This window comes from Corynebacterium sp. HMSC036D03 (assembly GCF_001836185.1).
Lineage (GTDB): Bacteria > Actinomycetota > Actinomycetes > Mycobacteriales > Mycobacteriaceae > Corynebacterium > Corynebacterium simulans.
The window spans coordinates 1-15,361 of record NZ_KV827747.1; the positions used below are offsets into that span (position 1 = coordinate 1).

The 15,361-nt window shown below is 56.8% G+C and carries 15 protein-coding genes; 7 read left to right on the forward strand and 8 right to left on the reverse strand.

Annotation, left to right across the window (positions count from 1 at the left end; all coding sequences use genetic code 11):
* Nucleotides 1-70: 70 nt before the first annotated feature.
* Both HMPREF2692_RS09515 and HMPREF2692_RS13565 read right to left on the reverse strand, forming a co-directional pair.
* On the reverse strand, nucleotides 71-304 hold the full coding sequence (locus HMPREF2692_RS09515) for a hypothetical protein (RefSeq protein ID WP_061921174.1): 234 nt from the start codon (nucleotides 302-304) through the stop codon (nucleotides 71-73).
* Nucleotides 292-477, reverse strand: coding sequence for a helix-turn-helix domain-containing protein (locus HMPREF2692_RS13565; protein WP_201040668.1), 186 nt, complete (start codon nucleotides 475-477; stop codon nucleotides 292-294). The genes HMPREF2692_RS09515 and HMPREF2692_RS13565 overlap by 13 nt, the downstream gene beginning before the upstream one ends.
* A gap of 347 nt (nucleotides 478-824) precedes the next feature.
* Here HMPREF2692_RS13565 and HMPREF2692_RS09520 point away from each other — a divergent pair, with 347 nt between their 5' ends.
* The 5 genes from HMPREF2692_RS09520 to HMPREF2692_RS09540 all read left to right on the forward strand — a co-directional run bounded on the left by HMPREF2692_RS09520 (nucleotide 825) and on the right by HMPREF2692_RS09540 (nucleotide 6,261).
* Nucleotides 825-1,856: an ABC transporter substrate-binding protein gene (locus HMPREF2692_RS09520; protein ID WP_061921171.1), complete on the forward strand. Its 1,032-nt coding sequence runs from the start codon at nucleotides 825-827 to the stop codon at nucleotides 1,854-1,856.
* 6 nt (nucleotides 1,857-1,862) lie between these two features.
* The gene (locus HMPREF2692_RS09525; protein ID WP_371326191.1) at nucleotides 1,863-3,479 is read left to right on the forward strand and encodes an ABC transporter permease; all 1,617 of its coding nucleotides are present in this window, start codon (nucleotides 1,863-1,865) and stop codon (nucleotides 3,477-3,479) included.
* Nucleotides 3,480-3,481: 2 nt separating this feature from the next.
* The gene (locus HMPREF2692_RS09530) at nucleotides 3,482-4,510 is read left to right on the forward strand and encodes an ABC transporter ATP-binding protein (protein WP_061921169.1); all 1,029 of its coding nucleotides are present in this window, start codon (nucleotides 3,482-3,484) and stop codon (nucleotides 4,508-4,510) included.
* Nucleotides 4,511-4,837: 327 nt separating this feature from the next.
* Nucleotides 4,838-5,146, forward strand: a complete 309-nt coding sequence (locus tag HMPREF2692_RS09535) for an OsmC family protein (protein WP_141740989.1) — start codon at nucleotides 4,838-4,840, stop codon at nucleotides 5,144-5,146.
* Between the two features lie 113 nt (nucleotides 5,147-5,259).
* Nucleotides 5,260-6,261 carry a DUF1906 domain-containing protein gene (locus tag HMPREF2692_RS09540; RefSeq protein WP_070823480.1) on the forward strand — a complete coding sequence of 334 codons (1,002 nt, stop codon included), beginning with the start codon at nucleotides 5,260-5,262 and terminating at the stop codon, nucleotides 6,259-6,261.
* On the opposite strand, the gene HMPREF2692_RS09545 is transcribed toward HMPREF2692_RS09540, so the two are convergent.
* The 6 genes from HMPREF2692_RS09545 to HMPREF2692_RS09570 form a co-directional block, all read right to left on the reverse strand.
* Complete coding sequence (locus tag HMPREF2692_RS09545) at nucleotides 6,239-7,357, reverse strand: hypothetical protein (protein WP_246823442.1); 1,119 nt, start codon at nucleotides 7,355-7,357, stop codon at nucleotides 6,239-6,241. The two genes, HMPREF2692_RS09540 and HMPREF2692_RS09545, sit on opposite strands and share 23 nt — an antisense overlap.
* 31 nt (nucleotides 7,358-7,388) lie before the next feature.
* Nucleotides 7,389-9,041 carry a solute symporter family protein gene (locus HMPREF2692_RS09550; protein ID WP_062035618.1) on the reverse strand — a complete coding sequence of 551 codons (1,653 nt, stop codon included), beginning with the start codon at nucleotides 9,039-9,041 and terminating at the stop codon, nucleotides 7,389-7,391.
* Between the two features lie 3 nt (nucleotides 9,042-9,044).
* Nucleotides 9,045-9,389, reverse strand: coding sequence for a DUF485 domain-containing protein (locus tag HMPREF2692_RS09555; protein ID WP_062035619.1), 345 nt, complete (start codon nucleotides 9,387-9,389; stop codon nucleotides 9,045-9,047).
* Nucleotides 9,390-9,734: 345 nt separating this feature from the next.
* Nucleotides 9,735-10,577, reverse strand: coding sequence for an aldo/keto reductase (locus HMPREF2692_RS09560; protein ID WP_070823482.1), 843 nt, complete (start codon nucleotides 10,575-10,577; stop codon nucleotides 9,735-9,737).
* Nucleotides 10,578-10,706: 129 nt separating this feature from the next.
* Nucleotides 10,707-11,063: an FKBP-type peptidyl-prolyl cis-trans isomerase gene (locus HMPREF2692_RS09565; protein WP_061921152.1), complete on the reverse strand. Its 357-nt coding sequence runs from the start codon at nucleotides 11,061-11,063 to the stop codon at nucleotides 10,707-10,709.
* A gap of 213 nt (nucleotides 11,064-11,276) precedes the next feature.
* Complete coding sequence (locus HMPREF2692_RS09570) at nucleotides 11,277-12,572, reverse strand: citrate synthase (protein WP_082778565.1); 1,296 nt, start codon at nucleotides 12,570-12,572, stop codon at nucleotides 11,277-11,279.
* A gap of 154 nt (nucleotides 12,573-12,726) precedes the next feature.
* Between HMPREF2692_RS09570 and serC the strand changes: the two genes are divergently transcribed.
* The gene (serC, locus tag HMPREF2692_RS09575) at nucleotides 12,727-13,857 is read left to right on the forward strand and encodes a phosphoserine transaminase (RefSeq protein WP_070823484.1); all 1,131 of its coding nucleotides are present in this window, start codon (nucleotides 12,727-12,729) and stop codon (nucleotides 13,855-13,857) included.
* 210 nt (nucleotides 13,858-14,067) lie between these two features.
* Nucleotides 14,068-15,336 (forward strand): septation protein SepH, encoded by a 1,269-nt coding sequence (gene sepH / locus HMPREF2692_RS09580; RefSeq protein WP_070518261.1) that lies wholly within the window; start codon nucleotides 14,068-14,070, stop codon nucleotides 15,334-15,336.
* Nucleotides 15,337-15,361 lie beyond the last annotated feature (25 nt).

The window sequence follows — 15,361 nt, forward strand, 5'->3', positions numbered from 1 at the left end:
GCCCTGGGGTGGAACTGCTAACAACGTAATGGGTTTCAGCAGTACGCCCGCTTTCGGGCCACCCCGGCTCCTACTGTTCCTCATTCTCGCGCGCTATAGGAATCGTGAGCGCCACATAAACGGTGAGGCTAACCAGCAAAACGAGGTGTAAAGGCTCGGCGAACATCGCCCGCGAACCGTTCTTTATCCATTCGTTGACCAACACGACAATAATGCCTAGGGTCTGGATGACAAACGCAATTCTGATATTGCGCAGATTCTTTGCGAGTAAACGTTCGTCAGAGATCTTGTTTAGGATTGGCAATTCTGTTCCTCCCAAAATAGTTGGTCGAGCGAGCTATCCAACCTGTGACAGATCGCAAGGCAAAACTTGAGGGTCGGGTTATACCGGCCGTTTTCAAGCAGATTGATTGTTTGGCGCGTAACCCCGCCATGGAAAACGCTGGATGAATGTGGCCATCGGAAAGCGCCTAGCACACTGCACAAAGCTAGTATTCCAGCGGGTCTGCCAGCATCTGCACCGATATCTCTAGGCGCTCTCAATAACGGCCACCGGTGTACGCCTCACCGTGGTCTCCAGCCACGGCCGAATATGACGATAACGCGCCGAGCCATCCGCCATAATCGCTCGCGTTGGTGGGATCAAAGAAGCGGATACCGTTTAATGCAGTCTTGAAAGGGCGACTTAACCACCTCACCCTCCAAGCACCCGATCAAGGGTGCTAAAAATTTACTGCACGTTTACATCGATCCCAAGTTGTCTTAACTTCAGTGCAGTTAGATTGATGTTCCTGATCACTATTCTCTCTGGAGGAACTCCCACGATGAAGTCGAAGCACACTTCTCTCTCTGCCATAGCCCTTGCTTCAACCGTCCTTCTTACTTCGTGCGGTGAGCCTGCGTCCAACCAAGAAGATTCACAGGCGACCAGCGACTCAACCTCAATAACCGTCTATACCTCCGAACCAGAGGAAAAGGTCGATGAGATCAATGCGGCCTTCAACGAGGAATACCCCGATATCGAGGTCAATGTATACCGCGCTGGCACCGGTGATTTGAACGCCCGCATCTCTTCAGAGAAGCAATCTGGCGACATTGAAGCGGATGTTTTCTGGGCAGCCGATGGACCTACCTTTGAAAATTACGCTGAGGATGGTGACCTCATCGAGCTTGCCGATGTCGATTCCGATGACATCATCGACGAGGCCAAGGACGACAAGAATTTTTATGTCGGCACGCGCATAATCCCTACGATAATTGCTTATAACACCGACGAGATCGCAGAAGACGATGCCCCGACCTCCTGGGCGGATCTCACCGATCCGAAGTACAAAGACAAACTCGTCTTACCTAACCCAGCGGTCTCCGGTGCAGCGGCATTCAACGCCTCAGCGTGGAAGAATAATTCAGACCTCGGAGAAGCGTGGATCGAAGATCTGGGCAAGAATGCCCCGATGATCGCAGACTCCAATGGCCCTACCTCCCAAGAAATCGCCTCCGGTTCCAAGCCCGTGGGCGTGGTCGTCGATTACTTAGTCCGCGACCTGGCGGATAAGGGGTCCCCAATTGCCCTCGCCTACCCCACCGAAGGATCACCATATATTTCTGAGCCTGCGGGCGTATTCAAAGACTCCCAGGAACAGGAAGCAGCCCAGAAATACATCAACTTCCTGCTTTCAAAGAAGGCACAAGAAATCGCCGTCGAGCAGTCGTACCTCCCGGTGCGTGAGGACGTGGGAACCCCAGCAGGCACCCCTGAACTCACAGACATTGAGCTCATGGACCAGGACTTGGGGAAAATCACCAAGGATAAAGACGCCGCCGTCGAGGTATTCCAAAAGGCAGTGTCTTCCTAGTTCTTGGTGGCCCACTTGTTGAAAAATCCCTCCGTATCCGCGCTACGCGTTGGCGTGTGGCTGATTGCCATTGGCCTGTTCATCGCGCCTTTGACCCTTGTTGTCTCCCTTGCACTGGGCGGAAACCAAATTCCCATCTTGCTAGAGCAAGGGCTCGGCATCGCCACATGGAATTCGCTATTTACCACGGCGCTTTCAGCTCTCGCTGCCGTCATCATCGGCACCGTTATTGCCATCGCGCTAGACCGCACAGATATCTACGGCTCTTCGGTACTGCGCCTATTCTTGCTTTCGCCTCTCTTGGTTCCGCCATTTATCGGAGCGATCGCCTGGATTCAACTCTTCGGCCCGAATCAGGGCTTGAATAAGCTTTTTGAGTTCGAAATATGGAATATCTACGGCGCAGACGGGGTCATTGCGCTGATGACTATCCATTCTTTTCCCACGGCATATGTCATCATTTCTTCAAGCTTGCGCTCCATCTCCCCCGATTTTGAGCTAGCCGCCCGAGTATCTGGGGCTTCCGTGGTGACAGTTCTGCGCACGGTCACCCTTCCACTCCTGCGCCCCGCACTATTGTCCGCGTTCACTCTCACAGCAATTGCTAATCTGGCTGATTTCGGCATTCCCGCTATTATCGGATCGCCGGCTCGGTTCGAAACGCTCGCGACGATGATTTACCGGTTCATTGATTCCGGCACCGTATCCAACCCCTTACAAGTGGTATCGACCATCGGCGTTGTCCTCTTATTTTTGGGAATCGGCACAGTAATCATGGACTATCTCACCTCCCTGAAAAACTCGTCTTCTACACATGACTCCGGAAGTCCGGCGCGTTTCGCACTGCATTCGGCGCGCTGGCCGGTCACGATCATCATGTGGGTGTGCGGGCTCGCCATTTCCATTGGCCCAATTCTCGGTTTGGCCTACCGCGCATTGCTGCCAGCTCCTGGGGTTCCATTTACCTTAGAAACCATCTCGCTGGCGAACTTTAGCAGCGCTTTATCCAACCCGCGCGTCATCGACGGACTCAGTAATTCCGCATTTCTGTCAATAACCGCCGCGATAATCTGCGGGGTTCTTGGTTGGGTCATCGGAATTCTAGTGACCCGGACTCAGGCTCGAGGAAATACGCTTTTAACCCTTTCTGCACTGCTACCGAGCGCGCTGCCTGGGCTTATCATCGGTGTCGCCTGGCTGATTGCCGGGCGCTATACTGGGCTGTATAACACCATTTGGATAATCCTTATCGCCTACGTCTGTGCTTTTACCGCACTCGTTGTCCAGGCCGTGCGTGCCCCGCTAATAAGCACCCCGGTCACCGTGGAAGAAGCAGCGCGCATTTCCGGCGCCACGCCGCTTAAGGCGCTATTTACTACCACCGGCGCGATGACCATTCCAGCGGCGATATCCGGTGCGGTGCTCGTAGCGGTGACCGCGATTCGAGAACTTACTATTTCCGTACTCCTCGTCGCACCCGGAACGACAACACTGGGTGTCCAAGTCTTCAACCTGCAACAGGCAGGAAATTATAACCAGGCATCGGCACTCGCCCTGCTCTTTGCGCTACTTGGCATCATTGCCGTCGCACTGACTATCCGTGCTCCCAAGGTAAGGACTTAATAATGGCGAAAATTGCAGCTTCCCACCTCACGGTCACTTTTCCGGACGGAACCACCGGCTTGCGCGATATCAACCTCTCCATCGAACCTGGGGAACTCATTGCACTCGTTGGCCCGTCAGGCTCCGGTAAAACCACGCTCTTACGCACCATCGCTGGTTTTATTTCTCCATCGTCAGGTGAGCTTTACATAGATGGCCGGAAGATGACTGCTATTCCTCCCGAGAAACGCAGCATCGGCATGGTCTTCCAACAGCACGCGATCTGGCCGCACATGTCTGTTAAAGACAATGTTGGCTACCCGTTGCGCCAGGCGAAAGTAGCAAAGCCCGAGCGCGAAGAGCGCATTTCTGAGACTTTAGCTCTCGTGGGCCTGCCAGGATTCGAGAACCGTACTCCGGACAGCCTTTCTGGTGGGCAGCGCCAGCGCGTTGCGCTGGCCCGGGCGATCGTTGCTAATCCCACGGTTTTATTACTGGATGAAGCTCTTTCAGCCCTCGATGAACCATTGCGCGATAATTTGCGCCGCGAGCTGGTAACCCTGACGCAAAAGCAGCGCTTAACCACGGTGCACGTCACCCACGATCGCGCCGAGGCGCTGGCAATCGCAGATAGAGTCGTGGTTCTAGATGGCGGCGAAATCCAGCAGATTGCTACCCCACAACAGCTGCTGGAAAGTCCCGGAAGCCCGCTGGTCGCGGGATTTATTGCGGATGCCACAATAGTCCAGGCCGCTATCTCAGGAGGCCGCGTCGAGTGCCCAACCCTTGGCATTTCTTGGCCATTGAGTGAAGTCTCCGTGCGGGGCGAAGGCACTAAGGCCGCCATCCTACCGCACCACGCAACAATCGTGGAGGAAAACCATCCAGGTGCCACGGTTCCAGCAGTAGTTGACTCTGCCATTTACGAAGCCGGCCACTACTCCGTTACCGCCACCCATGGATCGGGAACCACATTCCGCACCACCGCGGACGATAAGCCAGCGATGGGACAAACGGTGCGCATCCGCTTCGCGCCGCCCTTGGTTTTTTAGATCACCACCCCGCAAGAACCATGACCAGCTCAGCGATGGCACGGTGCCGCCGTTTTGCAGCGGTTACACCCGCCGTCTTAAGCATAAAATTTTAGGCTAATACCGATCACAGCCGACACGGAACGCTGGTTATCACACCCATCTTCATCACCATGCTCTCAGAAGGCAGTGTCGTATATAGTCTGAACCCGCTTGAACTCTAAGCCATAAGTGAGAGCACTAAGCAATCCTGCATTGACCTTAACGGCGTGGAAATTTCGGTATACCGCGCCATCAATCCGGATGACGCCAGCATCTCGCTCGTCCGCCGGGAACGGCTAGTTATCGTTGGAGGGACACCTTTTGGCGGCCGTTGCGGGGTCTGCCGCAGTGGAGGTAGACGTCGTAACGTCCCAGCGCGCGGAGCCGAAATCTTTTGATGTGCACATGGAAGGCGACCGCGTAAATGAGGACGGGGCATCGCGCCAGTCGGAGGTTCGCGTGGGCTTCGATCTATCGTTCCCGGATACCCCCGAGGGCAACCAAGCGCGCAAGCTCGTGGACAACCTGATTCGCATCTCTCATGAGAAGGACTGCACGGTATCGCGCACGGTTGAGAACTCCACGCAAGTGACGTTTAGGAACGACTCAAAATAGTTTCCCGAAGTAAAAGCGCGACATGCGGTTGCACTCCGGGAATGCCCCAAGACCTCCTGCTATGGTGCAATTGTTAACTACTGTGACAAATGTGATTACTGCAGGAGCTCAACATGTCACCATCTTTCTCCCGTCGCGGCCTCTTAAAGGTCAGCGCTCTCGCCCTGACCGCAGGCGCCATCGGTTCTGCCGTTCCGAATGCAGCGGCGCTTGGACCGGTGCGCGGCACCATCATCGACTTCGCCGTCGGTGTTCCTTCCGCCGCAGGCATCAAGCGCGCGGGCCATCTCGGCGCCATCCGTTATGTTTCCAAGCGTCGCCCCGGCGCCGAATCCTGGATGACCGGCAAGCCCGTCACCTTGCAGGAAACCAAGGCTAACGCCGCGCAGGGCTTGGCGACGGCCTCCATCTACCAGTTTGGCCGTGCCGAAACCGCCGATTGGAAGCAAGGTGCCGCAGGTGCAGCCATCCACGCCCCGCAGGCTATTGCCCTGCACAGGGCAGCAGGCGGACCGACCAATCGCCCGATTTACATCGCGATTGACGATAACCCGACCCGCGCCCAGTACGACCAACAGATCAAGCCTTACCTACAGGCCTTTAGCCGCCTGCTTTCGGCAGCGGGCTACCAGACCGGCGTATACGGCAACTACAACACGATCGAGTGGTGCGTGCGCGATGGAATCGGCTCCTTCTTCTGGATGCACGATTGGGGTTCGAACGGCAAGATCCACCCACGCACCACGATTCACCAGCTGCCGGGCAACATGCAGCGCACCATCGACGGCGTGACCGTGGACATCAACGAGGTCTACGCCCGCGACTGGGGCCAATGGATGCCGGGCCAGAAGGCCCCGAAGGCACCTGCTGCACCAGCCAAGCCTTCCGCACCGAAACCGGCCGCACCGGCACAGCCGGGCAACATCCCGGGTATCTCCCCGCAGTCTTCTGATGCGATGGGTGCGCTTAGCTCCCAGGTAGAGCACGCGGTGCCAGGCATGCGCCTGCCGCAAGTAAACCAGAACGGCATCTCCTACGGCGGCTCTTCCGTCTCCCAGGACCAAATCAAGGGAGCCATCGACCTAGCCTCTACTATTCAGAACGCTTTGAAGTAGCGCTTTCAGATTGAGCCGACGAGGTCGGCTCTTTCTTTTTGTCCTTCTTTTTCTCGGCGCTCTTCTTGCCGGCGTCGGTAGGCTCCTTGCTCTTATCCCCGCGCTTGGCCTTGCCACCGTCTTTGCTCTGGTCCTTATCAGAGCCCTTCTTCTCAGACTTCGGCAGAGTCGAGGTCACGGTGATGGTCGTCTTGGAGGCAGGCGTAGAAGGCTTCGAAGGACTTACTGGAGCAACGCTCTCACCGTTGAGCGCCTTTTGGTAGCGGTCAGTGCCCTTACGCAGGTTGCTGCCCGTTACCTCGTCTTTTACAAAGTCCGTGAGATCATCGGCGCTGCCATAGGTGGTAGCTGCAACAACGAAGTTCTTGCCAAAGGAAACCGAAGAGTGCAAGGTCTTGTCATTTGACCAGCCCCACTTGGTGCCCACTACATTTTGCAGTTTCGCCGTGCCGTAGTCCTGCTCGTATCCGTCTTCCGAGATGGGATCGGCGTGGGCCATCGCCACCAGGACCGGGTGGGTGGGGTTATCTTCCTTCAGCTGCACCACGAAGCGCACCACGTCATACATGGAGGTCACCGAGGTGCCCCATTGATCACCGGCCTTCGTGGCCTGCAATCCATATTCCTTTGCCACGGAGTCAATGGAATTCGGGTACTTCTCAAAGAGATCTTCTGCGCTTGCATCTGAGGAGCTGGCGATCATATCTAAGGCTTCGTATTTATCCTCGAAGCTTCCCTTTTCTAGCACGTAGGTCGCGATATACAGCTTGATAAGGCTCAATGCCGGGCGCGGCTCATGCTCATTTGCCGTTGCCATACGCATTCCATCACCGATGCGGTAGTAGCTCAGCTGCTGGTCTTCATTACCCGCGAGGAACTGACTGACGTCATCGGGGACGTCGGAAAGCGCAGGCTCCCCCAGCTCATGCCGAAGGTCGGACGCAGACGCATTGCTTGCCGACGCCGAGGCGGCCTTACTATCGTGCTGCTGCGACGGTGTACATGCGCACAGCAGGCCGCCGGCGAGTGAAAACGCGGCGAGGGCGGTACCGACCTTCATCGGCACCGCCTTCGTTTTAGACAAAGAATCGAGCACGCATTAGATAATACTCAGAACTCTGCCAGGTTTAGTGGTTGACTGGGGCCTCCACGCCAACGCCGGTCAGAGACCGTACCTCCATCTCTGCGGACAGATCCTCAAAGTCATCCGGCGGGGTCAGGATGGAAACCAACCAGCCTGCGATGAATGCCAGCGGAATGGAAACCAGGCCCGGATTCGACAGTGGGAACAGCGCCCAATCCGCGTTCGGGAACATCGAGGTCTCAGAACCGGATACTGCCGGGGAGAAGAAGATGAGCAGCAGGCAGGAGATGACGCCGGTGTACATGGACGCCACCGCACCGGCCGTATTGAAGCGACGCCAGTAAAGCGAGTACAGGATAGTCGGAAGGTTTGCAGAAGCCGCGACGGCGAAGGCGAGAGAGACCAAGAACGCGACGTTTTGAGTCATAGCCAGAATGCCCAGGATGATGGCAGCGATGCCGAGGACTACGACCGTAACTTGCGAGACACGGACTTGCTCCGACTCGGTGGACTCTCCCTTACGGATAACCGCGTGGTAGATATCGTGCGCGATGGATGCAGACGCGGTAATCGCCAGACCTGCAACTACTGCCAGCACCGTGGCGAATGCAACCGCCGAGATGACAGCCATGAATACCGAGCCGCCGAGTTCTAGCGCCAGAAGCGGCGCTGCGGCATTGGCCCCGCCCGGCGCGGCTAGGATGCGGTCCGGGCCCACGAGTGCCGCGGCACCGTAGCCCAGGATGAGGGTCATCAGGTAGAAAGCGCCGATGATGACGATGGCCCAGGTCACAGAACGGCGTGCCTCAGTTGCAGTCGGAACCGTGTAGAAGCGCATGAGCACGTGCGGCAGGCCGCCAACGCCGAGCACCAGAGCGATACCGAGGGAAACGAAGTCCAGCTTGGTGGTCAAAGTCTTTCCATACTTTAAGCCTGGTTCCATGATTTGAGAAGCTTCGTAGCCCTTCTCCTGGAGGTAATCCGAGCCCGCATGCATATCGACGGCGTCGGAGAACAAGGTGCTAAAGCCGCCCTTCACCGCAATGAAGGTCATGATGCACATCGCCACGACGCCGGTGACCAAGAGGACTGCCTTGATCATCTGCACATAGGTGGTGCCCTTCATACCGCCCACCAGAACGTAGACGATCATCAAAACACCCACGATGCCAACCACGACCGCCTGCCAGGTGAAGTCATGGATATCCAAAAGCACCGACACCAGGGAGCCTGCGCCGGCCATCTGTGCAATCAGGTAGAAAAGCGAGACAAAAAGCGTAGAGATGGACGCCGCGACGCGTACCGGGCGCTGCTTCAAGCGGAAGGACAATACGTCCGCCATAGTGAAGCGACCAACGTTACGCATCGGCTCGGCGACCAGCATGAGTGCCACCAGCCAGGCCACGAAGAAGCCCACTGAGTACAGGAATCCGTCATATCCGTTAAGGGCAACTGCACCAACGATACCGAGGAAGGACGCGGCAGAAAGATAGTCACCCGAAATGGCCAAACCGTTCTGGCGGCCAGAGAAGGTGCCACCACCGGTGTAGAAGTCCGAGGCCTTCTTCGTGGTCTTTCCTGCCCTTAAAACCACCCACATGGTGATGACAAGAAACGCGCCAAAAACGGCGATGTTGAGCACCGGGTTTCCGGAGCCTTCTTGCGCGGCCTCGGCAGCTAGGTTGAAAGTCAGCATAATCTATCCCTCCAATGCCTCACGAATAGCTGCTGAACGCGGCTCAATTTTCTTGTTGGCGTACTTGACGTAGATCCACGTAATCGCGAACGTGGTGACAAATTGGGCGAGCCCGAATACGAGCCCCACGTTCCACCCACCGCCAATTTCGGTGCCCATGAATCCAGGCGCAAAGACGGCAGCCAACACGTAGATGACGTACCACAGGAAGAAGGCGATGGTCATCGGGAAAGTGAAGTTACGATATGCACCGCGTAACTGCTTAAACTGCGGGCTATCGCGCATCTCGATGAAGTCCTGCGCTGTCGGTTCGCGGCGCTCGAGCATCGAGGTAGGTGCGCTAGTCATGTCGCTCTCCTTGGGTTCTCAAGATTCCACACGAAAGTGATTAATGAACCACACGAGATAGAGATAGTGTGATGAATCACGTTTCGCCTTACGGAGTAAGTTACCCAATTCGCATTGCGAGGTTGTAAAGCTTGCCAATCGAATTGCGATTAGCAAGCCTTAGCTACCCCCTAACCCCATTGCTTACTGCACTTTTTAAAGCGTGAAAAGTACCCCCATATCTTTCAACGCTCGAGTTTGCAAACATTGCGAAAGGCCATATGGCAAGAAAAGGCGGCAGAGAACAACGCCGTTCCCTGCCGCCTCTAGGCCGTTTTCTGAGGGCCGAAAGGCCGCCTTTAGCGTTTAGCCCGGAAACTCACGCGGGTCCTTGTACAAGCGCCCAGCCGCGCCGTTATCGAGGGCATCGATTGCCGCAATGTCATCGTGGCTAAGCTCCAGCTGAGCGGCCGCCAAGTTCTCCTCTAGGCGCTCACGCTTGGTGGATTTCGGGATTACGGAAATCCCCTTGGCTAGAAGATAGGCGATTACTACCTGTCCCGGGGTTGCCTCAAGGCGCTGCGCCACATTCTTGATCTCCGCATTGTTAAGGACCTCTCCCCTCGCCAGCGGCGACCATGCCTCTGTAACAATGCCATGTTCATCATGGAATTCTCGCAACTCCGGCTGGGTAAACCCCGGATGCAGCTCCACCTGGTTCAACACTGGAACGATACCCGTTCGCGCGATGATCTCCTGCAGCGTTTCCTCGTAGAAGTTAGCCACGCCGATGGAAGCGATCTGCCCCATGCCCTGCAGACGAGCCATCTCCTCAAAGGTCTCCACATAGAGTCCAGCCTGTGGCCACGGCCAGTGGATCAGGTAGAGGTCTAGGTAGTCCAGCTGCAGCTTCTTCAGCGATTCAGTAAATGCTGCGTCTACCCCCTTCGCCCCATGGCTGTCATGCCAGACCTTGGAGGTGATGAAGAGCTCATCACGGGTGACGTCACCGGCGCGCATCGCATCATTTAGGGCCTGGCCTAGCTCTGCCTCGTTCTCATACAAGGTGGCAGTATCGAAATGGCGGTAGCCGAGCTCGATGGCTTCACGTACTGCCGTGATACATTCCTGACCCGTCATCTTGTAGGTGCCCAGACCAAGCTGTGGCATCTCGCGATCATCATTAAAAGAGATAAATGGGACACTCATGGTTCCATTGTGCACGAGTTTCGCCACGCGTGACGCCGAAAAATTCAAGTTCTTGTGCCCACAAAAAGAAACTCCACCTTCTGCCCTAGCAATACGGGGGCAAAAGGTGGAGCCAAAAAGAAACGTTATTTACGCACGCAGCAGGTCGATAACGAAGACCAAGGTGCGTCCAGCAAGTGGATGCGCTCCGCCAGCTGGGCCGTATGCCTTCTCCGGAGGGATGATGAGCTTGCGACGGCCGCCCACCTTCATGCCCGGGATACCTTCCTGCCAACCTGCAATGAGGCCAGTCAGCGGAAACTCGATGGACTGTCCGCGACCCCAGGAAGAGTCGAATTCCTGGTTGTCCTCATACGAGACGCCCACGTAGTGAACCTCAACAAAGCCACCCGGCTGTGCCTCTGCGCCGTCGCCGACGATGATGTCCTCGATAACTAGCTCAGTCGGGGCCGGCTCAGTATGAGCCTCAATTACGGGCTTATCCATTGGGGAAAATCCTCCTTGGGAAACGTTTGTGATATCGATTCGGCGCCTAGTTGTCTCGCTTTTAGGCCGAGAACTAGGCCTGCACGAACGGCGAAAGCCGAATCGCAGTGTGCCCAGTATAAGGGTTCATCTGCGATTCGGCTTTATTTGGCCTACGCAATGACTTGATTTGTCATCATTTCGTGACTAAAGCCTTGCAATTCAAAGGGCCTATTATGCACGCTCAGCGCGCGGGGAAACGGTGCGCAAGGTCTCGCCGGTGTAGATCTGACGCGGACGGTTGATCTTGGTGTTCAGCTCCAGCTGCTCGCGGTACTGAGCGATCCAACCCGGAAGGCGGCCGATGGCAAACAGGACGGTGAAGAAGTCCGTTGGGAAGCCCATGGCGCGGTAGATAAGGCCGGTGTAGAAGTCGACGTTCGGGTACAGCTTGCGGGAAACGAAGTACTCGTCCTCCAGAGCGATCTTCTCGAGCTCCATTGCCAGATCCAGCATTGGGTCGCCGCCGAGGTGCTCGAGAATCTCGTGTGCGGTCTCCTTGACGATGGCTGCGCGTGGGTCGTAGTTCTTGTACACGCGGTGGCCGAAGCCCATCAGACGGACGCCCTTTTCCTTGTTCTTCACGCGGTTCATGAAGTCAGTTGCGTCGCCGCCGTTGTTCTTCTGGATTTCATCGAGCATCTCGAGAACGGCCTGGTTTGCGCCACCGTGTAGCGGGCCGGACAGAGCGTTGATACCGCCGGCGATAGCAACGAAGAGGTTTGCCTGTGCGGAACCGATCATGCGGACGGTAGAGGTGGAGCAGTTCTGCTCGTGGTCTGCGTGCAGGATGAGCAGCTTGTCCAGAGCCTTTGCGACGACTGGGTCGACGTTGTACTCCTCGGTTGGGTAACCGAACATCATGCGCAGGAAGTTCTCGCGTGCGTTCAGGTTGTTGTCCGGGTACATATATGGCTTGCCCTGGGATGCGCGGTAAGCGTATGCAGCAAGCATCGGAACCTTAGCCAGCAGGCGGACGGTTGCCTTGTCCAACTGCTCCTCATCCAACGGGTTGAGCTGATCCTGATAGTAGGTGGAGAGAATGTTAACGGAGGATGCCAGAACCGCCATCGGGTGCGCATTGCGCGGGAAGATGTTGAACTGCGCCTTGAAGTCCTCATCCAGCAGGGTGTGGTGGCGAATTTCATCGTTAAAAGCGCTCAGCTGCTCCTGGTTTGGCAGCTCGCCCTTGATGAGGAGGTAGGAAACCTCATTGAAGGTGGCGTTGTTTGCCAGATCCGCGATGTCGTAGCCGCGGTGGCGCAGGATGCCTTCCTCACCGTTAATGAAGGTGATCTTGGACTCGGTGGAGCCGGTAGCGGCGTAGCCGGGGTCAAAGGTTACGAGGCCAGTCTCATTGCGAAGCTTGCCAATATCAAAGCCAGAGTCACCTTCGGTGGACTGCTTGATATCCATCTCGTACTCGCCACCTGGGTAGTGGAGAACAACCTTGTTGTCTTCAGAAGCCACTTGTTGATCCTTTCTCAACACTTAAAACACCGGCTCCAAACCGGCATTACGTTTTAAATCTCTTCACACTTTATCAAAATTTGTGACGCTGCCAACATCCTAAACTTTTAACGTTTACCAATAGGATGACCGAAATTAGGTTAGACTGTGCCCCATGCTCCACACAGAACCAACTTTACCTGCAGATCTACTCCCTACGGACGGTCGCTTCGGATGCGGCCCTTCCAAGGTACGCCCCGCCCAAATTGAGGCAATTACTGCGGGGGCTAAATCCATAATCGGCACTTCTCATCGCCAGCCCGCCGTGAAAAACGTGGTGGGTTCGATTCGTGAGGGATTGCGAGAACTATTCAAGCTTCCAGACGGCTATGAGATTATCCTTTCGGCCGGCGGCGCCACCGCCTTTTGGGACGCCGCGACGTTCGGCCTCATCGAAAACAAGTCCGCGCATTTGACCTACGGAGAGTTCTCTTCGAAGTTTGCCAAGGCAAGTATTGGTGCACCGTGGCTCACAGCGCCCATCGTTTACGACTTCCCCGCCGGCACCGCTCCCGACCCGCGCACGGTGGATTTCGGCGATGCTGACGTTGTGGCGTGGGCACACAATGAGACCTCGACGGGCGCGATGGTTGAGGTGCTGCGCCCACAGCCAAATAATCCGGAGCAACTCGTTGTCATCGATGCGACGTCGGGCGCTGGCGGATTGCCCGTCACGATGGCCGAGGCTGACGTCTACTATTTCTCGCCGCAGAAGTGCTTCGCATCCGAAGGTGGGCTCTGGCTCGCGGCGGTCTCCCCTGCTGCGATTGAACGCATCGCAAAGCTTAATGCTGCACAACGTTATATCCCGGCTTTCCTGAACCTGCAGACCGCCGTGGATAACTCGCGCAAGAACCAGACCTATAACACTCCAGCCGTGTCTACTCTTCTGATGCTGGAAAATCAGGTCCGCTGGATGAACGACAACGGCGGGCTCGACGGTATGGTTACGCGCACCACCGCTTCCTCCACCATTGTTTATGACTGGGCCGCATCGCGAAAAGAGGCCAAGCCTTTCGTCGCCGAGCCCGCTGGCCGCTCGTTAGTCGTGGCAACCATCGACTTTGACGAGACCGTGGATGCTACGGCCTTAGCCAAGGCCTTGCGAGCGAACGGCATCGTGGATGTCGAGCCTTATCGCAAGCTGGGGCGCAACCAACTGCGAATTGGTATGTTCCCCGCGATTGAGCCAGACGACGTCGCCAAGCTCACACAAGCAATCGACTACCTTCTGGATAGGCGCTAAGAGCAACTGACAGGGCTTTTCCAGCCAACATGCCCCGCGTTCTTCATAAGGCGCGGGGCTTTTCTGGGTTAAAGTGGATTTCATCACACGCGCCCCGTTGGGGTGTGGATCGATTGCACTAGTCGCAATGCCTAGATGCGGTTTTAAATAAACTGTCAGTATCCAAATCCGTTGTCCGAATCCGTCGACAAGCAAAAGGAGCGCCCCTCAATGCGCGAGCTCTTCCTCGCAAAAAGCGACTCAACCACTACTTCTTTGGTCATGGAAACCGAAGAAGGCGAAGAGTTTTTCCTGGCCGTCACCGACGATCTCCGCGAGATTCTAGGCGCACCTAAGCCAGAGGATGACGCATGGGGCAAGGTCTCCAAGCTCCCGTTCGCGGCGGAAGCAGATGACTCTACGGATACTGCAGATTCTGTGAATTCTGTAGCATCCAGCGACGCAGACTCGGCTGCAAGCACCGCCTCCTCTGGCGAACACGAACAGCGCGACGCGGAAGCAAAGAAGGATGACGACGAGGCATCCACCGCGGCTGAGTCCTCTGACTCCACTGCGCCTGCTGCGCCACAACTGACCACAACCACTCCGGCACCTATTTCGCAGCCGCGCTCTGGCATGCGTGACCACGGCGACTCCCGCCCGCACGCAATCAGCCTGCGCCCGGCGGAAATTCAGGCCCGCATCCGCGCTGGCGCATCTGCCGCAGAGATCGCCGAGGAAATTGGCGCCCCCGAATCCCGCATCGAGCCTTTCGCACACCCGGTGCTGCTGGAGCGCGCCCGCATTGCCGACGTCGCCAAGCAGGCCCACCCCATCCGCGAAGACGGCCCGGCCAAGCTGACTCTCTGGGAGATTCTCGCCACGGCCTTTGCCGCACGCGGCCACTCCCTCTCGGAGTCGACCTGGGATGCCTACCGCCATCAGGGCGAACCGTGGATCCTTCGCATCACGTGGAAGGCCGGCCTTTCTGAGAACGAGGCGGAGTGGACCTTTAAGCAGTCCATGTCCTCCCCGGCTACCGTGGAGGCCCGCAACTCCGTTGCCGCCGATCTCACCGACCCTGACTTCGTACAGCCAGTGCGTTCCCTGACCTCCGTCGGCCGCGGCGAGCGCTATGACAAAGCCATAGACGGCGAGACGCCGAGCGCAGTCACCAACATCACCGACTTCACTGCACCGACGGTCGTACCGGATCCGCAACCTGCTGATGTCGAAGCGGACTCCGCCAATACAGACTCCGGCGCTACCGGCGCGGCCCGCCCTGCTGGCGCCGCTGAAACACAGGCTTCTGCATCAGAGACCTCCTCTGCTACCGAGTCTGCGGCAGATAAGCCAAAGGCAGAAGGCAACGACGAGGAGTTCCTGCAGAACCCTTCGCCGGAGCCAAAGCCAAAGAGCCGCCGTCGCCGCGCTACGACCCCGCACTGGGAAGATGTCCTACTCGGAGTGCGTTCTAACACCAAGCGTCCGCGCGAGTGAACGCGAGTGGATTGACAGCCAAGAA